This window comes from Timonella sp. A28 (assembly GCF_051200815.1).
Lineage (GTDB): Bacteria > Actinomycetota > Actinomycetes > Actinomycetales > Cellulomonadaceae > Timonella.
Map to the genome: position 1 here is coordinate 64,622 of NZ_CP195159.1, position 24,713 is coordinate 89,334.

Genomic DNA, 24,713 nt, shown 5'->3' on the forward strand with positions numbered 1-24,713 from the left:
TACCGTATCTACTTTCTTTAATTGGAGATTCACATGACACGGATTCCAGCCGATCGGCAAAACTGGAAAAACATAATTGGTCTTTCGCTAGGGCTTGCTTTGCTCGTCAGCACAATGCTCATTGCCTTTGGCTTACCCGCAGTAAACACCGCGCCACGAGACCTACCTGTTGCACTAAGCGCGCCACCGCAGGTGTCGCAAGCTATTGCTACAAGGCTTGAAACAGCTCAACCGGGAGCCCTAGAAATCGTCTCCGTTCCGTCGCAGCAAGCAGCAGAAGAACTCATCCGTACGCGTGAAGTGTATGGAGCCTTCGCTGTGGGTCCTGACGGGCTCACAATCAATGTCGCTAGCGCGGCGAGCCCGACCGTTGCCCAGATGTTGACACAAATCGGTCAAACAATGGCGGCTCAACAAAACATGCCAGCACACATAAACGATGTAATTCCCACATCTCAAGATGATCCAAAAGCGCTCGGACTCGCCGCCGGTGCACTTCCTATCGCCCTAGGAGGGCTTATAGCTGGACTGGTTACAGCACAACTTATTCGAGGAAAACTCAACCGCCTATACGCAATAAGTTCATGTGCGGTTATGGCAGGACTGCTCATCGCCTTAATCCTTGAATTCTGGTTTGGCACATTTACCGGAAGCTTTTGGGCTACTGCTTCCGCAGCAACGCTCGGAATACTTGCCACTGGACTGCTAGTCCTCGGAAGCAAAAGCATGTTTGGCAAAGCCGGGATTATTACAACGGCTGCGCTGATCGTCCTACTTGGAAACCCACTGTCAGGGCTCGCAAGCGCACCAGAATTATTGCCGCAGCCGTGGGGAGCCATTGGGCAGCTCCTGCCACCTGGGGCTACCGGAACACTACTACGTAATGTTGCGTTCTTTGACGGAGCAGCAATCGCAACACCACTTATTGTGCTTACCTGCTGGGTGTTAATTGGAGGGGCAATGCTTATGTTCGCAAAACCTACGCCCCCTCGTCGTGCAGAAGCGCAACAATAGTAAACATTGCCTGCGATCGCACACATGCAGTAAGGCAAAGAAGCGCAACCTCTTTGCCTTACTTGTGTCGTATAGGAACTCTGTAATGTGCTGGCTTAGCGCACAATCATCCAGTCGCGGGGTGCCGGCATGCATTTTTAACGATCAAGGCTGCAAGATAGATAGTGAACCTTCGGGTTCCCCCATACAACCTACTTTGGATGCCAGATGAATTCCCACAGCAACACATTGAGCGACGGAAAACTCGGCTCACTGCCCACAAAAATCCTTACCCATGGACAAAGTGGCGCTCGAATTGAAGTTGCTATAAAAGGTGCAACATTACTTTCATGGACTGCACCTTTTAGAGAAGAATCGCACGCAGAATTCATCTCCAGCTATAACTCTGAAGAAGACTTCGAGTCACAAACAGGCATGCGAAGTGGATTTCTCTTCCCATTCGCTAATCGGCTGAAAGATAATCAGTACACGTGGGATGGCGTAACGTATGACGTGCCAAAGCAGACACCTCAAGACTTCGAAGTTATACACGGGTTTGTGCGGTTAAACGATTGGCGTTTCGAAAGTGCAGAGCTGGACGACCCACAACGAGCCTCACTCGTATTCTCGTATGCGATACGCGAAAACGATTATGAATGGTACCCATTTTCGGTAGACCTAGCAGTTCGTTTCGACGTGAGTGCCACCGGCCTATCTGTTTCGCTCGCATACCGAAATGTTGGTGTCGTTGATGCGCCTGCTGCCGGCGGGTGGCACCCATACTTCCAAATTCCAGGATACGAAACCATCGATTCACTTGCTTTAAAGGTGCCAAGCCGTGCGCGAATCCGCACGGATGCGCAACTGGTTCCCCTCGATGGAGAATCCGCTTATGAAGCGCGTGAAGGCGATCTTATCCACTCTCAACTTGCAGGCGTCAACTATGACGATGCCTGGGGCCGCCTTGTGCCTGACGAAGACGGGTTTATTCGCACAACCCTCACCGACCCAAACACAGGGGAGGGCATTGCAGTGTGGCAGCAGCGTGGCACGGCTCTTGTGTTCACCGGAGGATCTTTCCCTCACCCGCGTGCTTCAGTGGCGATTGAGCCAATCGAATCACTGACGAATGCTTTTAACCGTGAAGATTGCGAATCGGATGTTCGTCTTGCACCGGGAGAAGAGCGAGTTTTCCACTTTGGGGTAACACTATTAAAGAAATCGTAATGACCGTCACAGGCTATCGCGTTGATTCTGATCAGCAGGAAGGCTTATGCTGGATGAGCCGACGCGGGGTGGAGCAGCTCGGTAGCTCGCCGGGCTCATAACCCGGAGGTCGCAGGTTCAAATCCTGTCCCCGCTACCAATACATAAGGACCAGATTTTTTCTGGTCCTTTTTGTTTTCCCCTGTCTAGGTTCTGCTTCACGTTGAAGCGTCCACGTCACCACCTGAAAGTTCGCCCTACATTATTGTCGCGAGCCAATTAGAATCATTGTGGGAGAGGGACTAAGGGGTTGAATAGGTATCAATATCCCACATGCTCAAGCGAAAAAAATAAAACGCACGCCACGATTACTCTGGCCTGATGCGTTTCGTGAGGATGCCCTCGAACAAGTCATAGCTTCCATACGTGAAAGAAAATCCGTACTTGTTGTGGGAGGGTTCGGCTTAGGAAAAACAAGCCTTGTTAGACACGTAGTGCACGCTATCGCTCAGCAAGAAAAACACGGAGGCGCTCCGCTCGATGTGCCTCTGCATATTATTGACAACCTAGACACCGCAGACGCTGAAGCGAGAAAACGCGCAGCACACCTCATCGAGCAAGGCGATGAAGCACTCATCATGACGTGCGAATCAGTGCGAGACATCCCCCATGAGGTGCTGACCGCCTGGAGAAACGGCGCCGTTGAACGAGTCGACTTGCGTGCACTCACTGATGAAGAAACCCACCAATTCATTTTGCGAGCGCTTGAGTGTGGTCTTCCGCGGTCGTTGAGCTTTCAGATACGTGCGCTTACGGCTGGCAACCCGTTACTTATTCGTGAATTTATTGAGTCACTTGTTCAATACGACGATCTTGAATGGAATGGATACACCTGGACGTGGGACGGGAATATCCGTAATCATGAGCGGGTCCGTGAAGCAATTGCCCCAGAGTTAAACCGTTTGAATGCAGAAGCTTTATCGCTTTTACAAGCGTTGGCGTTGTCGCACAGGATGTCGATGATTCAAGCAAGTGATTTTGCGCGAGACATCTCAATTGCGCGTCTTGTTTCAGCGGGGTTTGTTCATGAAGAGCGGACGCTGGCTGGCGAACGCATTTTGACTATCTGTGCAGAAGTTGTTGCTTTAGCGATTTCTAGTGGGTTATCTGCAAAAATATCGACTCTTTTGTTGAGGCGCATTGGTGAGCCTGTTGATCCTGCTGCACTTATGTTTTTGTGCCTGGCACGGGTTTCTTTAGGGCGTAAGGTTTCTATCCTGCATCTTTTAACATCGAGCCGTTTCGCGTATGAGATCAAACGGTGTGATATTGTTCGGGCGCTTGCACAAGCTGCTTTGGAAACCGAAGACATAGGGCTTGACCATGAAGTGCAGTTACGGCTTGTGCGAGCCCAATCCTTGCATCTTGCTGGCCGTCACGCGCATGCTTTGGATGATGCGCTGTGGGTGCGCAGAATAATTCACACAGAATGCGAGCGACGACTTAACAAACGGGTGACTGGAACGCCGCGAAACCCTTTGTGGGATTGGGACGATCAGCAACTTTTTGAGTCTTTACTTGCGTGCTCTGTGTTGTTAACGGATACCGCTCAGTGGGGTCTTGGGCAGCCGCGGGAAGTGGATGAGGCTCTTCTGGGCACTTATGAACTTGTGTGTGCGTTCAGCGAGAGAAACACTTCTCTTGCAGGGTATGCGGTTGCATTAGGGATCATCGATATTTCTCGAAAATGGGCGCTAGGGCTGCCCTCAGCGATACATAACTCTCTTATTGCGCGTCTCGTTGAAACTCAACCACTATCTATGTTTGATGTTGCGTTGGCACCGCCAGTGCTGTTTACCTTGGCGCAGCGAGGGAACATTCATGAAACGCTGCAACTTGCTGACCGGGTAGTCACACAACGCAAAATTCATGGAATTGGTGTGGACGTTCAAGAAAGTGAGCGGTTGTGGTCGTCCATTATTACCGCACGATTCTTGGTATCTCGTTGGGGTGGAGAAACGGTGTTTCCGATTGAAAATGTCGGAAAACCTGATCATGTAGCTTCCTACGATACTGATCTGAAGCAGTTGGCATTAGGTATGCTTGCAACAAATTTTGGGTCTTGGAGCATTGCGAAAGAAGAGTTTCGAAGCGCAGTGAGCGAAACTCAACGGGCAGACCCATTAGGCCGAAGATACTTGTATCACGCGTTGTATGCCCAAAGTTTGGCTGCTTGCGGAGAATTAGAAAGTGCCGCCAACGAACTTGCAGAAGTAGATGCACTTAGCGAAGGAAACTCATTCTTTTCGCTTCCGGAAACCACCTTTGCGGTTCTGTCATGTGCGCTTGCCGTGCGTGAGTCAGCCTTGCGTGACCGGATTGATCTCATCGAAACAAAAGCCCGTAAGCAAGGGCTGTGGCTTGTTGTTGTGATAGCACGATACTTTGCTGTCTTTGCGTGCGACAATGCTGATCAGGACAGCACCTTAGAGGCGTTGCGCGATGCAGCGCAACGTGTTGATGGCAGCCTTGTGACTGCTTTCGTCGCTCATGCACAAGCTTTTGTGGAGCAGGATGATCAGGCGTGTGTGCACACACGCCAGACCCTTTTAGAAGACGGTTATTGGATTCCGCGACTGCCGATGTGAAGCTTAACCCTCCAGTGGCGGTTTTACGACAAGAACGGGTACGGAAGCATCAAGGAGTACGCGTTGCGTGGTTGAACCCAGTAGGAATTTTCCGACGGGTGTGCGTTTACGTGAACCGAGCACAATCATTGAGGCGTGTACCTGTTCTGCATGATCCAAGATTGCGTCTGCGACGTCTATTGCGTTACTGCGGAACATGATCTGAATGTCCACATCGGATGATTCGCTTAACGCGGTTAATTGTGGTGGCGTTGGTGCCGTATCAGGTTGTGGAGTTAATACGAGAACCGTCAGTGGTTCTTCGCGCCGTCTGCATTCGTCAAGCGCTGCGTGTAGAGCTAACTCTCCTTGTGCGGTTTCGTTGTAAGCAACTAGCACAGTCATGAGATGTCCTCGATTGTGGGGTGGTTAATAGTAAAACTTATGACGAACTGGGGGACTCAAAACGTGATACTTGCTGACGGAGTAGGTCGTAGTCGCTTGGGCTCCAACCTTCAACTTCAGTCATAGCACCTAAGGCGTCAGCATACTCTTTTTGATACATGTGGCCGTGTCCGGGTGGGACGCTTCCAGCCACAAACATATCGAATGTTACTTGCCAGAACGTTACGACTGGCGTCCACACCATGTTGACTCGACGGTCAGGGCCTGCGGGTTCGTTGAGCCAGTCAGGGGAGTCCCATAAGAGTTCGGGGGACCACCAGGTCACAGCGTCAGAGCCATGTTGTAAATAGACGACTCGTGGTGATCGCCATTGTGGCCCTAAATCCCACAACTTTTCGGAGGTGTTTGGTTCTTCAGAGAAACGAACCTGATGCCCCTCATTGATGACGGGCGCGATTTGTGGCGATCCTGGATCACGCATTGCGGTGAATTGCCGCCACATTGGCGTGAAGTTAGGGGTGCCAACGAACAGGGCGCCATCTGTGCGTTCTGTGATGTCTTGTAGTCCAGAGAAGGCGCCTTGCATGCCGTAACTTCCCAGCGACAGTCCATAAACGTAAAGTTTCGGTCGTGTATCTTCTGGTTGTTTCAGCCATGCTTCATAGACGGCTTCAAAGAGGATTTTTCCTGCTTGCGGTGGAGTGTCACGGTCGGTGATGAAACTTACCCAACTTGGTAAGAATGAATATTGCATCGAAGCAATGGCAGTGTCTCCGCCGTGCAGTAACTCTAAAGTGCTACTCATTGCAGGGTCGATCCATCCGGTACCTGTTGCGGTGGTAACCATGAGTACTTTGCGGTCCCATGCACCCGTGCGGTCAAGTTCTGCAACAACTGTTTGTGCCGCAGTGTTCAGGTTTTCTGCACCCTCTAAGCCGGCATAAACACGGATGGGTGCTTTGGTTGTGGTGCCTTGTAATGCGGGAGTCGCATCAGCAAACGTTTGAAGTTCTTGTTGTGTGGGGCCATCTCCTACAAAGGCGCGTCCTTGATATCCGAGAGTGTGCCAGTCAGATAGAGACGACGGTGATCCTGAGCGTTCAGCGTTGAGCGGCTGGTCAATGTTGTCAGGATATTTTTTGTCTGATGTTGCATACGCGTTATTGAGTAAATTGAGCGAACCTCGTATGAGAGTTCCGTCTATAAGCATTGCTGTTGCCCACGCAACAATGATCACTGAGGCTAGGACGGCTGCGCGGCGCGGAATCCAACGGGATAGTTTGCTGGAGCACCATTTTCCGATCGAGCGTAGGAATCTTCCCACAACTAGTAGTGCAAGGCCGATACCGACTGTGATGAGTAGTTGAGTGAGTATGTGTGAGGGCGCGTTTTTTGGCATCCCAAAGAGGACGCGAAGTTCTGTCTGCCACCGTGCGCCAAGAATAATGAACAAGGGCACAAAAATCGCTGTTAATGCCGCAAAAATAATCCATAAAACTTTAGTTGCTTTAGGCGTCCACCATGGGGCGAATCCGAGCCAGCGAGTAAAAGCACCGACTGCTCCACCGATGGCATATCCACCGGCGATGCATAGCCCTGAGAGCACTCCTTGGAAGACCCATGTTCGTGGGACTAGCGAAGGCGCAAGGGAAACACACAAAAAAACAAGCGCAAACACTAAACCAACAGGAGAAAATTTTTTGCAGTATGCGAGAAATCGGCTCCGGCTTTTCTGCATCAGAGGCGTTGAGCTTAATGTTTGTATGCGCGTCCGTAGAGGAGTTGCCTCGGTGGTTTCGCTTGACATGTGAGCTCCGAATCACGCTGGTCTTTTTACTAGTGCGACGCGCTGAAGAGCGCATCTATGCATGTGAATTCACTTTAACCATACAAAAGGTATTCGGCGCGGCATGCTTGGGGTGGTGTTGGAGTTCATGGTTACGAATGAGTGAAATCTTGCCCCACCCGCGCGCGAATGTGACCTGTGGCACTGTTTTGAATGTAGGTTCGGGGTGACGGAAACGTTCTTTGATCTTTTGCTGAAGGCAGATCGAGAGGAAGTTACACATGTCCATCACTGCTCGCCACGATAACGACTTTTCTCAGCACGTAGACGATATTCACGAAGAACCTCATGAAAGTGCTGATGTAGCGCAGGAAACCGTACGGACATATGTGCTTGACACGTCTGTGCTGCTATCGGACCCGTATGCGCTAACAAAGTTCGCCGAACATAATGTGGTTCTCCCCATCGTTGTCATCACAGAACTTGAAGGTAAACGTCATCACCCTGAACTCGGCTTCTTTGCGCGCACAACATTGCGTATCCTTGACGCGTTGCGAACCGAACGGGGAGGTTTAGACAGCCCAGTAGAAGTTAATGCGCAGGGCGGCAAACTACATGTCGAACTTAATCACAGCAATGCAGAGGTGCTCCCACCAGGTTTTCGACTCGGGGACAACGACTCGCGGATTTTGGCTGTTGCCGCTAACTTGGCGGCTGAAGGTAGAGACGTCACGGTCGTTTCAAAAGACCTGCCCATGCGCATTAAGGCCTCGGCGGTATCGTTGCAGGCAGAAGAATACAGGGCAGAACTCTCACCTGATAGCGGTTGGACAGGTATAGCGCATGCTGAAGTCCCTGAGTCTGTCGTGCAGGACTTGTGGGAGAACGACTCCGTTGAAGCTGCTCAGGTTGAACCGTATCTTCTAGAAACAGACAGTCCTCTGTTGTGCCATAAAGGTGTGGTCGTGCATTCCAGCCACGGGAGTGCTTTAGGTCGAGTGACTCCAGATAAGTTTGTTCAACTTATTCGAGGCGACCAAGAAGTATTTGGGTTGCGAGGACGTTCGGCTGAACAGCGCATCGCAATTAACACACTGCTTGACGAAACAGTGGGCATAGTGTCGCTGGGTGGCCGAGCCGGAACCGGAAAGTCAGCGTTAGCACTGTGCGCCGGATTAGAAGCAGTTATGGAACGAGGGCTGCACAAAAAGATTATGGTGTTCCGTCCGCTGTATGCGGTTGGCGGTCAAGAATTAGGGTATTTACCAGGATCCGAAACCGACAAAATGAACCCGTGGGCGCAAGCCGTTTTTGACACGTTAGGTGCTGTCGTTTCAAAGAACGTATTAGATGAAGTGATCTCACGTGACCTGCTTGAAGTATTGCCGTTGACGCACATTCGAGGGCGTTCGTTGCATGACGCGTATGTGATCGTTGATGAGGCGCAGTCCTTAGAACGCAACGTTTTGTTGACGGTGTTGTCTCGCATCGGGCAAGGCTCGCGGGTGGTGTTAACCCATGACATTGCGCAACGCGATAACTTACGGGTTGGACGCCACGACGGCGTAGCAGCTGTGATTGAAGCATTGAAAGGACACCCACTGTTTGCTCATGTCACACTTACGCGTTCTGAACGTTCCCCTGTTGCTGCGCTTGTCACAGAGATGCTGGAAAACGGGCAGTTCACAGCACATTAAGTGGCGAACATATCCACGGTAAGGTAAAACACGGACACGAGCGGAGACAAAACACGTTACGATACCGCGGTGGACTTCCTTGAACGCGTACATGGCCAATGGGGTCGTCTTTTTCCTGGAGAAGACGACGTAAACTCGCTCCTGAGCATCGGGCGCCTACTTCGGGTTGCGTCTTTTGTGACGGCTACGACGGAGGACGTGGTCACACGATACGACTTAACACGCGGCGAGTTTGATTTGTTGTGTGCGGTTCGTCGATCAGGGAAAAACTGTCGGGCAACTGAACTATCAATTTTGACGAAAGCATCAGGCGCCGCGATTACCAAGCGTTTGGATAAGTTGTCTGCACAGGGTCTTATTACCCGGCAGGTTCTTGCCCGCGATAGGCGAGTGGTTCTTGTAGATCTCACCGATCAGGGGTGTGCCCTCGTCGATGAGGCTTTCCCTCAAGTCATGACGACAGCCACGCAACCGCTTGACGGATTCACTGATCAAGAAACTGAAGAGTTGGAAAGACTGCTGACGAAGCTCTTAAAGAATGTTGACCCGAAAAGTTATTAATAACTTTTCGTAACATGCGTGTGGGTGACAACTCGCAGCGAGCTGTCACCCACACATGTATGAATGTTTGCTTATGAACCGCTAGGACGAGTCATCGACAGCACATCAAGTGCAGTGTCCAACTGTTCGATAGTTAGTTCGCCACGTTCAACAAAACCAAGATCGAGTACAGCTTCACGCACCGTGATTCCTTGCTTCACGGAATGCTTTGCCACCTTAGCTGCCGCTTCATAACCGATAGCGCGGTTGAGTGGCGTCACGATTGAAGGGGACGACTCAGCTAAAGCGCGGGCACGCTCCACGTTTGCGGTAATGCCTGTGACTGTCTTGTCTGCAAGTACCCGTGATGATGACGTAAGTAGGCGAATAGATTCCAAAACGCCCTGAGCGATGACCGGAATCTGCACGTTGAGTTCAAAGGAACCACTCGCTCCAGCCCACGCAACAGTGGCGTCATTGCCGACGACTCGAGCGCACACCATGAGTACAGCCTCAGGGATAACTGGGTTTACCTTCCCAGGCATGATCGATGAACCTGGCTGCAAGTCAGGGATAGCGATTTCCCCAAGTCCAGTGTTTGGCCCAGAGCCCATCCAACGCAGGTCGTTACAGATTTTGGTGAGGCTCACGGCGATTGTGCGGAGCGCACCGGACAACTCAACAAGACCATCACGTGAAGACTGCGCCTCAAAGTGGTCGCGTGCCTCTGTGAGCGGAAGGTTAGTGTCTTCAACGAGCAGCGAGATAACTCGTTGCGGGAACCCGTTCGGGGTGTTGATGCCAGTACCAACCGCAGTGCCACCTAGTGGAACTTCACCGGCGCGTGGCAGAGCAGCCTGCACACGTTCAATACCGTAACGGATTGCGGATGCGTACCCGCCAAATTCTTGACCCAACGTTACGGGGGTGGCATCCATGAGGTGCGTGCGGCCGGCTTTTACCACACCAGCGAACTCGTCTGCCTTAAGTTGCAGAGCACCCGCAAGGTGTTCAAGTGCAGGAATGAGATCGCGGATAACCCCAGCAGTGGCAGCCACATGCACAGAAGTGGGGAACACGTCGTTTGATGACTGCGACGCGTTTACGTGGTCGTTCGGGTGTACCGGAGAACCCAGTTCTTGGGTAGCAAGCGTCGCAAGAACCTCATTCATGTTCATGTTTGATGAGGTGCCAGACCCAGTCTGATACACGTCCACAGGGAAATGCTCGTCTAATCCGCCAGCCGCAACTTTGTCTGCAGCTGAGACGATCGCGTCGGCGATGCTTGAGTCGAGGACACCCAGTTCAGCGTTGGCGCGTGCCGCCGCTTTTTTAATACGAGCAAGAGCTTCAATGTGTGAACGCTCTAGTCCTGTCCCTGAAATAGGGAAGTTCTCTACAGCACGTTGCGTTTGTGCGCGGTAGAGAGCATTAATGGGCACGCGGACTTCGCCCATAGTGTCATGTTCGATACGGAATTTCTCGGTGACTTCACTGTCGTTGGAAAAGCTCATGACCTAATCCTGCCTTATGGTGCTGACAAGCCCAAAATACTTCACGCTGGTAAAAAATAGTGCGGGACATCCACAGTGGATGCCCCGCACAGTTCGCTTTATTCGGAGTCGATGTTTCCGATGCTTGCGATCAGGTGCGCCTGCCCATCAGCAAGGTCGTATTCCAGACCAATAATGGCGCAACGCCCTTCCTCAACGGCCCGTGACACTGCCGCCGAATAGGAGTGCAACATGTCGACGGTGTACTTGACGTGCTCGCGACGCAGCTCGTTTTCGTCAATGGATTCCAAAGAACCATTAGGTGCAGTCATTGCCACGATGGAAGGAATGACACGGTCGGTGAGAGCACGAATGAAACCGGTAGGTTGATTACCCGTAACGAGAGCCTGAGCAGCCGCATGCACTGCACCACAACTATCGTGACCAAGAACAACAATTAGCGGGGTGCGCAACACGTCCACCGCGTATTCGATAGAACCAATGATGGTTGTATCCAGCGTGTGTCCAGCGGTACGGACCACAAACAAGTCACCGAGACCCTGATCAAAGATGATCTCTGCGGCAACACGCGAGTCAGAACATCCGAAGAACGTAGCAAAGGGGTGCTGTGCAACCTGTAATTCTTCGCGTCGGTCAAAGCCCTGCGACGGGTGCTCCATCTCGTCTTTAATGAAACGAGTGTTACCGTCTTTAAGCTGTTGCCAAGCTTGTGCGGGAGAAAGCTGTGTAGGCATGACATTCCTAACTCTTAAAGGAAATGAGATGTCACTCAACGATTTCGGTAAGACGGGGTGGGTTAGCGCCTGCTCGTGAGACAGTCACCGCAGCCACGTTTATACATCGCGTGAGTACGGTTTCAAGAGTAGCGGTAGAAATAGCATGAAGTTGTTGTCGTTTCGCTGCAGACAATAGGTTGTGTTCTCGTAGTGAAGCGATAAGAGCACCCATAAACGAGTCACCAGCCCCAACAGTGTCAACCACCTGAACACGCGGCGCAGTAACACTCACAGTATCGGTGCGGGTAAACGCTTGAGCGCCGCTGCCACCCAACGTGACAACAACAAACGCCGGACCAAGAGCCAACCAGCGCTGTGCGACCTCAGCAATATCAGCATCCGGGTACAGCCACCGCAGATCCTCATCACTGACTTTTACCACATCCGACAAACCCACATAGTCTTCGACAAGAAGCCGAGTATCCTCAGGATTCCCCATGAGACTAGGGCGAATATTCGGGTCATACGTGATCGTTGCAGTCGGCTGAGCCCCAGCAATAATGTCTTTCACTTTACGCCCGCCAGGTTGCAGCACAGCAGCAATAGAACCCGTATGCACGACGACCGTATCCGCCGGAACCTCAAACGAATCAGGCAGATCCCACGTAATATCAAAATCGTAATCCGCAGACCCATCCGGTCGCACACGAGCATGCGCTACAGACGTACTTTTCGCGTGACTACTATGCGCGCTTAACATCACATGCGAATCAGACAGCCACGCCGCAATCCGGCTGCCCTGCTCATCGTCTCCCAGCCACGTAAGCAACGTCGCAGGACACCCCAAACGCCCCAGCGTAAGCGCCACATTAGCGGGACTCCCGCCAGGATGCTCACGTGTCGTCCCATCGGGGGAGTGCACCGCATCAATGAGCGCTTCACCAATGATGAGGCAATGTCCTGCTGACTGAATCATAGTTACCTACATAGTGTCCGACGTGGTTGTTGCAGCCCTGACCTCGTCAAGGCGTTGGCGTGCACCATCAAGCCACTCCTGGCATCGTTGAGCAAGAAGCTCACCTCTCTCCCAGAGCGCCAGCGAAGACTCAAGAGACTGAGACCCCGCCTCAAGCTGCTGCACCACAGCAATAAGTTGATCGCGTGCGGCTTCGTACCCTAACTCCGCAATCTCTGTTTTTTCCTCGTCGCTGAGGGTGCTTTGTGTGTGGCTTTTCGCTGCCATATTTAACATTCTCCAATATGAGTTCAAGCAATACTAGGGTCTTTTGTAAATAACTTAATAAAGTTTTATGAAGTGCGTTCAGCCGCAAAACTCCCCGACAACACACGAACAGAAACACGATCACCAGCCGCAACAGACCCCTCATCCGTCACAACACGACCCGCAGCATCCTGCACAATCGCATAACCACGCTCCAACGTCGACAACGGAGACAACGCAGCAACCTTCGCATGCAACGCACCCAACTCACCACTACGCCGAGCCACAAGCCCCTCAACAAGACCACGCAAGCGCTCGCGGCCACGCTCAATATCAACACGATGAGCGTCAATCAACACCTCAGGCTGCGCTAACACGGGACGCGAACGCATAAGCCGCAAACCCTCACGCTCACGATCCACAAAACCGCCCACAACAGAACGAATACGGGCCAATGCATGATCAACCTTCAATAACTCCTCAGCCACATCAGGCACAATCCGCTTAGCAGCATCAGTAGGAGTCGACGCACGATAATCAGCAACCAAATCCAACAACGGCGTATCGCGTTCATGCCCAATAGCAGACACAACAGGAGTGCGTGCCGCAGCAACCGCACGCACAAGCGACTCATTAGAAAACGGCAACAAATCCTCAACCGCGCCACCACCACGCGCAATCACAATGACCTCAACATCAGCGCGCGCATCAAGCTCCACCAGCGCAGCCGACACCTGAGAAACCGCATGAACACCTTGAACCGCAACCTCACGAATCTCAAAAGACACCCCAGGCCAACGCGCCTGAGCGTTCACCACAACATCATGCATAGCCTCCGACTCGCGACCACAAATCAAACCAATAGTTTTCGGTAAAAACGGCAAAGACTGCTTACGATCACCATCAAACAAGCCCTCACGCGCAAGCTCCTGCTTCAACTGCTCAATGCGAGCCAACAACTCGCCAAGCCCCACATGAGCCAACTCAGAAGCCTGCAACTGGAAAGACCCGCGCTTCGTCCAAAACGTAGGTTTAACACGAGCCACAACATGAGCGCCCTCAGACAACGGGCCAGCCGACTCCAAACTGCGAGCATAAATAGAAACAGGCAACGACATGTCCTGATCCGTATCCCGAATCGTCAAAAAAGCCATACCCGCACCAGGACGGCGGTTCAACTGAACAACCTGCCCCTCAATCCACAAAGGAACCATACGGTCAATATATTGAGCGATTTTCTCGCTCAACACCCGTACCGGCCACGGATTGTCCTTCGTCGTATCAGCAGCCTTCTCCACCAAAGCGCGCCCCACAACAGGCGCGACACCACCAACTATCGGCTCACCATCACCAGCCGCACTACTCGGACTACCACCACGCACCGGACTAGCCGGAACTGAAGAATCATCAATAGGCACCCTCTAAGAGTGCACCATCCCACTGACACAAAGCACATCAAACAAGCCACACCACCAGTCAATCAGCCACAACGACACGTCAAGCGTGCACAAACTCACCGCAACCTCACCTCCAGACATAACAACTCGTCGCCTAGACTGGACTAGTGAGCTCACAACACATGCGCCCCGCCCAACAGCCTACTGAGCACTCCGTATTACACATGCCACTTGCAACTGGAGCACGATTGACTGCAACGACCACCCCCTCCAACAACGGCAAAAAAGTCTTGCTCGCAGCGCCACGCGGCTACTGCGCAGGCGTAGACCGCGCCGTCATAGCAGTGGAAAAAGCCCTCGAACTACACGGCGCACCCGTGTACGTGCGCAAAGAAATCGTGCACAACAAATACGTCGTCGAAACACTCTCTGAACGCGGCGCAATCTTCGTCAACGAAACCGACGAAGTACCAGAAGGAGCCCGAGTCGTCTTCTCCGCACACGGCGTATCACCAGCCGTCGTCGCAGCAGCACAAGAACGCAACCTCGACACCATAGACGCCACCTGCCCACTCGTCACCAAAGTCCACAAAGAAGCAGTCCGATTCGCAGCAGACGACTACGACATCCTGCTCATCGGTCACACCGGACACGAAGAAGTCGAAGGCACCGCAGGTGAAGCGCCCGACCACATTCAAATCGTGAACTCGCCAGACGACGTCGACAACGTCACCGTGCGCGACCCAGAAAAAGTAGTGTGGATTTCACAAACCACCCTGTCCGTTGACGAAACCATGGAAACCGTCAACCGACTACGCACCAAATTCCCCACACTGCAAAACCCACCCAGCGACGACATCTGCTACGCAACCCAAAACCGCCAAGTAGCAGTGAAAAAACTAGCGCCGCACTGCGACGTCGTTATCGTTGTCGGATCACGCAACTCATCTAACTCAGTTCGGCTCAAAGAAGTCGCAAAAGACGCAGGCGCACGCGAGTCCTACCTCATCGACTACGCAAAAGAAATCCAAGAAGAATGGCTAGACGGCGCTAAAACCGTTGGCGTAACCTCCGGCGCATCCGTCCCAGACATCCTCGTACAAGACGTATTGAAATACCTCGACGAACGTGGCTACAACGAAGTCGAAGAAGTACGCACAGCAACAGAAGACCTCATGTTCTCGCTGCCACGCGAACTACGCGCAGACATGAAAAAAGCAGGAGTAGCACAACAACGGCCACGCCGCGGCGCCCGAGTGTCACTCGACATCACACCAGTGCCAGCAGACTCAGTGCTGCCAGCAGCAGGAGACTGCAACACCCTGTAACCCAATACGTGATGCACAAACGGTGGGGTGGAACCTTAAAGTTAGGTTCCACCCCACCGTTTGTGTGCGGCCGTGTATGCAGTACGGCGTATCCCACTGCGAAAAGTGCGGCCAATCTCTCGTCAACACGCATGTCAAGAAACCGCCACTTACCGGTAGACTTGGTCAACGTGGCTCTTACAATTGGAATCGTTGGTCTCCCAAACGTCGGAAAGTCGACGTTGTTCAATGCACTCACACGCGCGCAGGTACTCGCAGCAAACTATCCGTTTGCGACGATCGAACCAAACGTCGGCGTAGTGCCCCTACCAGATCCGCGACTAAACAAACTCGCTGAAATCTTCGGATCCGAAAAAATCCTGCCAGCGACAGTTTCCTTTGTAGACATCGCCGGAATCGTCCGCGGCGCGTCAGAAGGCGAAGGGCTCGGAAACAAATTCCTCGCCAACATTCGTGAAGCAGACGCCATCTGTCAAGTCACCCGCGCATTCGCAGACCCAGACGTCGTCCACGTAGACGGCAAAGTCTCACCACGCGACGACATCGAAACCATCAACACCGAACTCATTTTGGCTGACCTGCAAACACTCGAGAAAGCAATCGTGCGCCTCGAAAAAGAAGTCAAAATCAAAAAAGGTGACCCAGTTCTATTCGAAGCAGCCAAGGTCGCACAAAAAATCCTCGAAGACGGACAAACCCTCTTCGCAGGCGCACCAGCAGCAAAACTCGACCTCGCAGACGTTGCCTCACTGCAACTCATGACCGCAAAACCATTCATTTACGTGTTCAACACCGACGATGAAGGCCTCGCAAACAAAGAATTCCAAGACGAAATCCGCGCACTAGTTTCACCAGCAGACGCGATCTTCATGGACGCCAAATTCGAATCCGAACTCGTTGAACTAGAACCAGACGAAGCAGCAGAAATGCTCGCAGACAACGGGCAAGAAGAAGCCGGACTCGACCAACTCGCACGAGTCGGCTTTGACACACTCGGCCTGCAAACCTACCTCACAGCAGGACCAAAAGAATCCCGCGCATGGACCATCCGCAAAGGTTGGACAGCACCACAAGCAGCCGGAGTCATCCACACAGACTTCGAACGCGGATTCATCAAAGCTGAAGTAATTTCCTTCGACGACCTCGTCGAAACCGGGTCAGTTGCCGCCGCACGCGCCGCCGGCAAAGCCCGCATGGAAGGAAAAGACTACGTCATGCAAGACGGCGACGTGGTGGAGTTCCGCTTTAACGTGTAGTTTTCACATTATTTTAGAGGGCCTGCAATCTTGTTGGATTGCAGGCCCTCTTCGTATTTGTATTGAAAATGTGCGGTTCTGCGCGGGCATTCCCATTGCAACAGCGCTTGGCATCGTCGTCAAAGGTAAGAACGAAAACATATTTCCTAATGCAAACGTGAAAACCGATCGAAAACATATTGTTTTCAGGAAACTTGTACTTTTAGGCAAGCAAAGACTGATCAAAAGTATAGATACGCCCGCCTGAAACCCTCATATTGTCTAGTTATTAAGAAAAACCAGACAGCAAAGGAGGGCACCATGAACGGGCTAAACCTTAATGCAATTAGCCGAAGCTTCGGTGACCACCAAGTACTACACAGCACCAGCCTTACCGTGCAACGCGGCGAAATTGTAGGGTTCATCGGTGGTAACGGTGCTGGAAAAACCACAACGATGCGTATCATCCTTGGTCTACTTGAACCAAGCGCGGGCGACATCACGTGGGACGGGCAACCAATCACAGCGGCAGACCGCAGGTCAATCGGATACATGCCCGAAGAACGCGGTCTCTACCCTCAAATGCCTGTGCGTGACCAAATAATTCATTTTGCGCTTCTAGAAGGTCACACCAAACCTAGTGCAGTTGCAAAAGCAAACCAGCTCATTGCATCACTTGGTCTACAGGGACGAGAAAAAACCCTCATTCAAGACCTTTCTTTAGGTAACCAGCAGCGAGTTCAATTAGCTGTCTCGTTAGTTGGAGAGCCTGCTTTGCTTGTGCTTGATGAACCGTTTTCGGGTCTCGACCCGCTGGCAGTGGAATCAATGGCTGCCCTCCTGCAAGAGCAAGCTGATATGGGTGTTGGAATTTTGTTTTCGTCACACCAGCTGGAACTTGTAGAACGCATTTGTGACCGTGTGTGCATTCTCGACAAAGGCAAAGTTATGGCTAACGGTGCGGTGTCTGAACTCCAAAATGATGGCCGAAGTCGGTGGACTTTCAACTTCTCTACACCTGCAACGCAGTTTGCAGCCGAAGTCGCATTAATCGCACACACAACTATTGAATTTATCGACGAGTCACGCCAGAACCTTCTCCTGACAGTTGATGGGAATGACCAAGACCTACCGCTTGAGGTGCTTGCAGCTGCAAGCAGACAAGGTTATTTGCGGAGCATAGAAACCTACCGAAAGTCACTCGGAGAGCTTCTCTCGCAACGGTTCATTTCTGCAGGAATCGGCACGTCTACACCATCGGCACTAGTCCTGACAGGAGATAAATCATGACAATGCTCAATGCCTCACCGTCTTTTAGCATCACAGTTCCAACACCCATTCAAGAAACTCTCATTGTTATTAGACGAGAGATACTCACCAGGACCACTAACAAAACGATTCTGCTAGCAACAGCAGCTTTGGCGTTGCTCTTGGGGACTGGTGCAGCAGCTGGCGGCTGGTTTTTAGTAGACGCTGTCGGGGATGGCTTGTCTATAAACTTGGGCGGAAAACTTTACTTTGCTACCGCAATGGTTACCGCTCTACTGATATCGCTGGTGTACTCGGCTGCGTCACTCACCAGTGGGGTTGTTGAAGAAAAAGCATCACGTGTCGTTGAAATTCTGATCACAAAAATAGGCGTGGTTCCGCTATTAGCAGGGAAACTTATCGGTATTGGTTTAGTAACGCTCAGCCAACTCATCCTGATCGGTGGAGCTGGAGTACTTGGATTCTCTTTAGTTGATGGTTGGTCCGTCATCGAAGCAGATATCGGTTCCTCATTGCTTTGGTTCTTTGTGTGGTTTCTGCTCGGATACATCATATTCGCGATCTTAAACACCACCTTGGCATCCACTGTGTCAAAACAGGAGGACCTCAGCTCAGCAGTAATGCCTATGAGTTTCATGCAAATGGTGATGCTCGTCGTGTCACTTTATGTACTTCCAAAGAACCCAGATTCCACGATTTTGGAGGTCCTCAGCTTCTTCCCGTTGAGCTCGTCCTACCTTATGCCGATTCGCTACGGACTTGGACTAGTAGAAACGTGGGAACTCGTCGTGGCAGCCGCAATTGCAGCAGTTGCAATCCCAGCATTATTCGCTGTTGCAACCCGCGTATACAAAAACAACGCTTTACGGACTGGATCAAAAGTATCCCTCCAACAATCATTCGTCGCTTCAACCAGTAACTAATTCCAGAAGAGACCATCATGTCTAACTATTCAATCCACACAAACCCAACCCAAAAATCGGAGAACAAGCCACAAGGCATCAAAAGACTAGCGATCAACGCAGCCTGGTTACTTCTTGGTCTGGGCGTTGCTTACGGGATTGTCACTTTTTTGCGATGAGAGCGCACATATTCGGGTTCTCTACACTCTGAGGGGTTGAGCGTAGAGGAATGCTCTGATAACAGTTAGGCGGTACGTGACGTCAAATCGACTAAGCCGTTTTCAACGGCACATACGAGAATTTGTACGCGATCACGTACCCCCAACTTTTCCATGACCTTAACGAACCGTGCTTTAACAGTTGATTCAGTAACGTATAAATGTTCAGCCATTTCTCGATTGCTCATGCCTTGACTGAGTAATCGAATTACTTCAAGTTCTTTTTCGGTGAGAGCTTCTAAGATGCTGGAATCGGGTATGACTTCCGCAGGTTTCGATGTTTCAAGCCCGTGGACTACATGGCGTACTACATCGGGAGAAAGTACTGATTCACCAGCAACAACTGTGTGGATAGCTTTGGTCAGATCTGTTGGGAGAATGTCTTTAACAACGTAGCCAGATGCTCCCGCACGTAGCAGATCAACAACATATCGGTCAGTTGAGAACGTGCTTAATCCAAGAATCGCAATGTCAGGATGCGCGCGATGAATCTGTTTCGTTGCGCTGACTCCGTCTACTCCAGGCATTTGCATGTCCATAAGAATGACCTGTGGTTTTAACGCTCCTGCTTGTACAACAGCTACTCGTCCGTCTGATGCCTCTCCTACGACTTCAAGTGAAGGATCAGACGATAAATAGTCTCGTAAGATTTCTCGTGTTAGTGGTTCGTCATCCACCAGAAGCACACGGATTGTGGTCATCTTATTCTGTTTCTTTTCCTGAGGTTACAAAGTTGTGTTGAGGCTGTGTCACGTTGTTTCCATGAAGGGGGATTGTGACAGTCGTTTCCCAGATCTGGTCTTTTTCGTTTTCTATGTGACCTGCACTTACGGTTCCTTCAAAGACTTCCGCACGGGCTCTTAGCGCTTCCAGTCCCGTTTGAGTAGACATCATAGGAGCAGCACGCGAAATATGGTTTGAGGCACTTAACGTCACGTGTGTATTGATAATGGTTAGTGAAAGGACTGCGGATCCTTGAGTGGAACCATGCTTGAGGATGTTTGTGCCCATTTCACGTATGGTTCTGCGAAGCGCTTGCCTTAAACTCGCAGGTATTTGTGCTACTTCACCTTGAATGCGTTGTTCAACAGTAAATCCTGCGCGTTGTAATGCGTCTATTACGTTGTTTAGATCCTTAACGAACCCGACAGCAGTCGTCGTTTCACCAGATACTTCTGGTGTTTCAAGCAAGTCTGCGCTTTCATCTGCGGTTACGTCTGGCGCGTTCTCTTGAGCAGTTTTCAGCAGAACCAGTAGACTGCGCAAGTCTTGAAGCGTTTGTTGGGCAGCGTTTCCAATCCCGTCAAGAATATGCTGGGTTTTTTCTGGATCTGTAACGTATTGGGCTCTTCGAGCTTGCATCGCAATGATAGTGATGTCGTGTGCAACGATATCGTGGAGTTCGAAAGCTAGCTTTTGTCGCTCTTCGTTGCGTACTCGTATTTGTCGTTCTCGCAGGTCTTCAATTTCGATGTCACGTTCTCGTATCTTATTCAGTTGTCGATTAATGGTTAGACCGCTGAGGCCCACTACAAGATACAAAGGCAACAATATGCCTAATAAGGGCCCGACTCCAGCTGGAAGCGACAGCGCAGTGAACAGGTGAAACGCAAGAACAATTCCCAAAAAACCGGTGGCTTGGCGTGCTGGGAAAGTCGTTGTCACTGCAAGTAATACGAAGATGGTTGGGACGATGATCGCAAACAGCAGAATGCCTTTAACTCCTATAAGTAATAGAAGTATCACGGCGACAAGCCAAGCAGCGGCACCTATGAGTGGGCTAATGAGCAACCCTACGACGGGTAGGTAGGGTGCTGAAAAATCAATGAAACCAACAACAGTTTTTAAATCTACGTCTTCGCGTTGAAGGTCTACCGTGATTGCCAAGATCAACATTATGCACAATATGATTCGCGTTATTTTACCGCCAGGCAACGGCCCGATGTTCGTGATCCATGAGGTTGATAGTAGGCTTCTCGACACTCGTAGAGTATTGCTAAAGAACCTATCTTTATCAAAGATAGGTCACTTCTTGGACAGACCGTGAAAAGCCACCAAGTGGCTTTTTGCGTACGCTGATTTTTCAAAAGGTTTGCCAGTGCTGCGATGCATGTGTTGCCAACATTGTTCTAAAGAGTCCTCTCAGAATGAAAAACGAATTTTGTCCATGTCACATCCTGATAGTACGCTCTGAAAAATATTAGGTATTTTGTGGCTCCGTGTTTAGCAGAGCGATGTACATGTTGCTGTAGCGCAACTGTTGTGTGATAGCGGGAGCTCCTCGGTAAGGAGTAAACGGTCGGTGGTAAACACTTTTTCGCCTATGGATGAGCAGCAGAAAACCCTTCAATTTTGGTGGATGTTGGAACTCTTTAGCCCGCAGAAAATCCCTAAACCAACTTCTCGAGTGTTAAAAACTGCAGATCGTCATGTAATGGAATGGCGTCCAAGCTTCTCATTGCCGTGGGAGACGCTAGACCCTCCGGCAAAGCTTGGTAATACGGAGCGGGTGTGGCAGCACACTGTGTATCTCGGTGTTTATAACGTGGAATCGATTTATGCGAGCCTGCACAAAGTGTTTGGGGAAGACAAGGACGCTTATGACGAACGTCCAGATGGGCGCAGCGCGTGCGCGGGGATCGTCGTGGATCATGAGGGCAAACTTGTAGAGGGTTCGGCTGTTTTATCTTCAGCTTTATGGGCTGCACGAATGATCGAAACGCACGGCATGCCTAATTCGTCGTGGGCGCATAAGTTTCACACCGCTCAGAAGGCTTTGCTTGAAGAAATCGACATTTTTGAAGGTGCACGAGTAGACGAAGCGGGTGCACACATGCCGCTCGCCCAAGATGAACAATCGGTTTTACATGTGCTGCGTATCGCGCAGGAGATCGCAGATGTTACAGGTGTTTCTGGTCACGCTACAAACAAAATTGTCATACAGTCGGTTGCGGTTGCTGCTCGTCGTGATCAAGATGCAGGAGACACAGATTTCCTGAATAGTTTTTTCTTAGATGATCTCGCTGAAGTCCAAGCATATGGGTTAGATGGACATGAATATGGTGAGGCTTTAAGCAGTTATTTAACGTCTGATCAAGCCATCGATCACACCAGCAGACTAGATGTAATCCAGAACGACGAGAGCGTTAATGATGCTGTATCACTAGAAAACCTTCCAAAAGGAAGGTGGCCTTCAAACCCCGAGCATGCTCTGTCACTCCGGCAACAGTTTGCTGTTAATTATGCCCTGAACACGCTCGCTCCAACACGAGGGCTCATGGGAGTTAACGGCCCACCCGGCACGGGAAAAACAACGATGCTGCGAGATATTTTCGCTGGGAATATTGTGGAACGAGCACGGCAACTTGGAAAACTAGCACACCCTGAAGACGCATTTACATCAGTTACATATCGGTGGAAAGCAGGAAACGGCTACGGCCGTTCCGTAAAGCAACTGAGACCTGAACTTACTGGTTATGAAATGGTTGTTGTGTCTGCGAACAATGCTGCCGTAGAAAATGTGACTGCAGAAGTTCCCGCTCGTTCAGCGATCGACAAGTTATGGCACAACAAGGCGGACTATTTCGCGGATATAGCAACAGAAGTATTGGCAGCAGTCGACGGCCAAGACAACAAAAAACAAAAAATTGACGCATGGGGTTTAGTAGCCGCACGTCTTGGAAACAAACGTAATCGAAGCGCTTTTCACTCGGCATTTTGGTTTGATAAAAAGCAAGATTCGCATTCAAACACGAATGAATCAATCGCTGTACCACGCATGCAAACCCTTTTAACTCAGTGGCGTGATGGGACTGTCGCACATAAAAGTTGGGCTGAAGCATGCAATGACTTTGCCGAAGCTGAAAAACAAGTAGATAAGCTCGTCATGCTGCGTAGGAACGCTCAAGACAGGCTTGAAGAATTTTCGTTAGCGCGTGAGGCTGTTCGTGAGTGGACTGAGCATGGTGCACGCCTTCAATCTGAGCTAAACGACATCGATCAGCAACGTGCTGCCCACCAACCTTTAGCGGAGCAAGCACGTAGAGACTCTACTTTTGCTGAGGACGCTAGGGAACGTCACTTAAGTGTGAAGCCCGGTATCGTTGAGACGATATTTACGTGCGGGCGGGTAATTCGTGATTGGCGTGCAGAGTTACGTCCTTTACAGGATCGTTTGAGAGCAGCGAAAACTAGACAACATCTTGTTGACGAAGAAATGCGGCAACTTGAGTCACAAAAAGTTACACTGCAGCAAAATCGCCTCACTATTAAAGATAAGCTCACGCAAGCAATAGATAGCCTGAAGTTTCTTCAACGGCAGTGCACATATGACAAGGAAAAGATCGGGTGCTCGTATCCTGACGAAACGTGGATAGGGACTGCACGCGAACTACGTGCTCCTTGGCTTGACGCAGAACTTGATAGCGCACGGTCGGAACTCTTCTTAGCTGCTCTGCAACTACATCAGGCTTTTCTTGCAAACACTGCCGCTGAAATGTCTAAAGGACTGCGCGCAGCTTTAGAAGTTGTTTCTGGTAATGTTCCGCACAACCTTGAACCCGAAAAACGGCGTGCAGCATGGCAGCTGTTTTTCCTTGTCGTCCCTGTTGTGTCGACAACTTTTGCGTCGTTTGGGCGCATGTTTGGAAACATTGGTCCTGAAAGTATCGGCTGGGTGTTGATTGATGAAGCCGGTCAGGCATCACCGCAATATGCTGCGGGCGCGATTTGGCGTGCACAACGGGTTGTGGCGGTGGGGGATCCTCTTCAACTTCAGCCAGTTGTGACTATTCCTTCGAAAATGCAGCGAGATATTGCTTCTGCATATCGTGTTTCAGACACGTGGATTCCTCCGCAAGCATCCGTGCAAACCCTTGCAGATAGGGTTTCTCTCCACGGGACTACTTTTCAACAAGGTGAAACACGAGTGTGGGTTAGTACTCCATTAACTGTGCATCGTCGGTGTAGTGAACCGATGTTCACTCTGTGTAACAGCGTTGCTTACAACGGAATCATGGTGAACGGCCTCGAAGGTATTAATAATGATGCTGACATGTTTAATAACGAGGTAGAGGGCAAGAGGCGTGCACCCATTGCGGTGAGCCACTGGGTTGATGAGCCTGCGTTAACGTCAGGTAGCCATCTGCAAGAAAATCAGATAGAACGCTTTGAGAAAGCATTACGTTATTTAACGCAGAATGGCGTGGCGCATCATAAGGTAATTGCTATTTCGCCATTTCGGGCTGTTGCCGACCGGTTGAGTTCTTTGTCGCAAAAATATCCTGGTCTTACTGCTGGAACTATTCATACCGCGCAAGGACGAGAAGCTGAAATCGTTTTTCTGGTACTTGGTGGGGATCCTGCTTCTCCTGGGGCAAAAGCGTGGGCTGCCTCTACCGTTAACCTCGTTAACGTTGCTGTGAGCCGTGCGAAATCTCGCTTATATGTTATTGGTGACCGCGACTCTTGGGCGAAACACAACTATTTCCAGCAACTTTCTGAATCATTAAAATCACACCTAGAGCAATAACATGAATATGTGTTTGCTGTTTCTTCGTCAGGAGTGCGTTTACTGTAAACAGGTTTAATAACTGTGGAGCAGACGCAATACATATGTAGCCAGCACGAATAATCATCGTGTTGGCTACCTGCGTTTCT

Annotated in this window: 20 protein-coding genes and 1 tRNA gene; 12 read left to right on the forward strand and 9 right to left on the reverse strand. The window is 50.8% G+C overall.

Going from position 1 to position 24,713, the window contains the following annotated elements; genetic code table 11:
- Positions 1–33: 33 nt before the first annotated feature.
- The 4 genes from ACR9EC_RS00255 to ACR9EC_RS00270 all read left to right on the forward strand — a co-directional run bounded on the left by ACR9EC_RS00255 (position 34) and on the right by ACR9EC_RS00270 (position 4,847).
- On the forward strand, positions 34–1,014 hold the full coding sequence (locus ACR9EC_RS00255) for a hypothetical protein (protein WP_435299524.1): 981 nt from the start codon (positions 34–36) through the stop codon (positions 1,012–1,014).
- Positions 1,015–1,221: 207 nt separating this feature from the next.
- The gene (locus ACR9EC_RS00260; protein WP_435299525.1) at positions 1,222–2,220 is read left to right on the forward strand and encodes an aldose 1-epimerase; all 999 of its coding nucleotides are present in this window, start codon (positions 1,222–1,224) and stop codon (positions 2,218–2,220) included.
- Positions 2,221–2,282: 62 nt separating this feature from the next.
- A tRNA-Met gene (locus tag ACR9EC_RS00265) sits at positions 2,283–2,359 on the forward strand.
- Between the two features lie 382 nt (positions 2,360–2,741).
- Positions 2,742–4,847, forward strand: coding sequence for a hypothetical protein (locus ACR9EC_RS00270; protein WP_435299526.1), 2,106 nt, complete (start codon positions 2,742–2,744; stop codon positions 4,845–4,847).
- A gap of 3 nt (positions 4,848–4,850) precedes the next feature.
- On the opposite strand, the gene ACR9EC_RS00275 is transcribed toward ACR9EC_RS00270, so the two are convergent.
- The gene (locus ACR9EC_RS00275; RefSeq protein WP_435299527.1) at positions 4,851–5,231 is read right to left on the reverse strand and encodes a universal stress protein; all 381 of its coding nucleotides are present in this window, start codon (positions 5,229–5,231) and stop codon (positions 4,851–4,853) included.
- A gap of 37 nt (positions 5,232–5,268) precedes the next feature.
- A complete protein-coding gene (locus tag ACR9EC_RS00280) occupies positions 5,269–7,038 on the reverse strand; it encodes an alpha/beta hydrolase (RefSeq protein ID WP_435299528.1) in 1,770 nt (589 codons plus the stop codon).
- 260 nt (positions 7,039–7,298) lie between these two features.
- Here ACR9EC_RS00280 and ACR9EC_RS00285 point away from each other — a divergent pair, with 260 nt between their 5' ends.
- Positions 7,299–8,714, forward strand: coding sequence for a PhoH family protein (locus ACR9EC_RS00285; RefSeq protein WP_435299529.1), 1,416 nt, complete (start codon positions 7,299–7,301; stop codon positions 8,712–8,714).
- A gap of 69 nt (positions 8,715–8,783) precedes the next feature.
- Positions 8,784–9,275: a MarR family winged helix-turn-helix transcriptional regulator gene (locus tag ACR9EC_RS00290; protein ID WP_435299530.1), complete on the forward strand. Its 492-nt coding sequence runs from the start codon at positions 8,784–8,786 to the stop codon at positions 9,273–9,275.
- 71 nt (positions 9,276–9,346) lie between these two features.
- Here ACR9EC_RS00290 and ACR9EC_RS00295 read toward each other — a convergent pair whose 3' ends face one another.
- From ACR9EC_RS00295 to xseA, 5 genes are all read right to left on the reverse strand, one after another.
- Entirely contained in the window at positions 9,347–10,768 is a 1,422-nt protein-coding gene (locus ACR9EC_RS00295; RefSeq protein WP_435299531.1) for a class II fumarate hydratase, read from the reverse strand.
- A 98-nt stretch (positions 10,769–10,866) separates the two neighbouring features.
- Positions 10,867–11,502: a carbonic anhydrase gene (locus tag ACR9EC_RS00300; RefSeq protein WP_435299532.1), complete on the reverse strand. Its 636-nt coding sequence runs from the start codon at positions 11,500–11,502 to the stop codon at positions 10,867–10,869.
- A gap of 31 nt (positions 11,503–11,533) precedes the next feature.
- On the reverse strand, positions 11,534–12,460 hold the full coding sequence (locus ACR9EC_RS00305; protein WP_435299533.1) for a carbohydrate kinase family protein: 927 nt from the start codon (positions 12,458–12,460) through the stop codon (positions 11,534–11,536).
- Positions 12,461–12,466: 6 nt separating this feature from the next.
- Entirely contained in the window at positions 12,467–12,727 is a 261-nt protein-coding gene (locus tag ACR9EC_RS00310; protein WP_435299534.1) for an exodeoxyribonuclease VII small subunit, read from the reverse strand.
- Between the two features lie 65 nt (positions 12,728–12,792).
- Positions 12,793–14,124, reverse strand: a complete 1,332-nt coding sequence (gene xseA, locus ACR9EC_RS00315) for an exodeoxyribonuclease VII large subunit (RefSeq protein WP_435299535.1) — start codon at positions 14,122–14,124, stop codon at positions 12,793–12,795.
- Positions 14,125–14,327: 203 nt separating this feature from the next.
- Between xseA and ACR9EC_RS00320 the strand changes: the two genes are divergently transcribed.
- The 5 genes from ACR9EC_RS00320 (at position 14,328) to ACR9EC_RS00340 (ending at position 19,016) form a co-directional block, all read left to right on the forward strand.
- Complete coding sequence (locus ACR9EC_RS00320; protein ID WP_435300579.1) at positions 14,328–15,431, forward strand: 4-hydroxy-3-methylbut-2-enyl diphosphate reductase; 1,104 nt, start codon at positions 14,328–14,330, stop codon at positions 15,429–15,431.
- A 170-nt stretch (positions 15,432–15,601) separates the two neighbouring features.
- Positions 15,602–16,687 (forward strand): redox-regulated ATPase YchF, encoded by a 1,086-nt coding sequence (ychF, locus tag ACR9EC_RS00325; protein ID WP_435299536.1) that lies wholly within the window; start codon positions 15,602–15,604, stop codon positions 16,685–16,687.
- Positions 16,688–16,987: 300 nt separating this feature from the next.
- Positions 16,988–17,956, forward strand: a complete 969-nt coding sequence (locus ACR9EC_RS00330; RefSeq protein ID WP_435299537.1) for an ABC transporter ATP-binding protein — start codon at positions 16,988–16,990, stop codon at positions 17,954–17,956.
- The gene (locus tag ACR9EC_RS00335; protein WP_435299538.1) at positions 17,953–18,858 is read left to right on the forward strand and encodes an ABC transporter permease; all 906 of its coding nucleotides are present in this window, start codon (positions 17,953–17,955) and stop codon (positions 18,856–18,858) included. The genes ACR9EC_RS00330 and ACR9EC_RS00335 overlap by 4 nt, the downstream gene beginning before the upstream one ends.
- 17 nt (positions 18,859–18,875) lie before the next feature.
- On the forward strand, positions 18,876–19,016 hold the full coding sequence (locus tag ACR9EC_RS00340) for a hypothetical protein (RefSeq protein ID WP_435299539.1): 141 nt from the start codon (positions 18,876–18,878) through the stop codon (positions 19,014–19,016).
- A gap of 65 nt (positions 19,017–19,081) precedes the next feature.
- Here the strand turns inward: ACR9EC_RS00340 and ACR9EC_RS00345 are convergent, their stop codons facing one another.
- Together ACR9EC_RS00345 and ACR9EC_RS00350 are read right to left on the reverse strand one after the other, a co-directional pair.
- Positions 19,082–19,756: a response regulator gene (locus tag ACR9EC_RS00345; RefSeq protein ID WP_435299540.1), complete on the reverse strand. Its 675-nt coding sequence runs from the start codon at positions 19,754–19,756 to the stop codon at positions 19,082–19,084.
- Between the two features lies 1 nt (position 19,757).
- Positions 19,758–20,942, reverse strand: coding sequence for a sensor histidine kinase (locus tag ACR9EC_RS00350; RefSeq protein WP_435299541.1), 1,185 nt, complete (start codon positions 20,940–20,942; stop codon positions 19,758–19,760).
- A gap of 415 nt (positions 20,943–21,357) precedes the next feature.
- Here ACR9EC_RS00350 and ACR9EC_RS00355 point away from each other — a divergent pair, with 415 nt between their 5' ends.
- A complete protein-coding gene (locus tag ACR9EC_RS00355) occupies positions 21,358–24,585 on the forward strand; it encodes a DEAD/DEAH box helicase (protein ID WP_435299542.1) in 3,228 nt (1,075 codons plus the stop codon).
- The last annotated feature ends 128 nt before the right edge of the window (positions 24,586–24,713 follow it).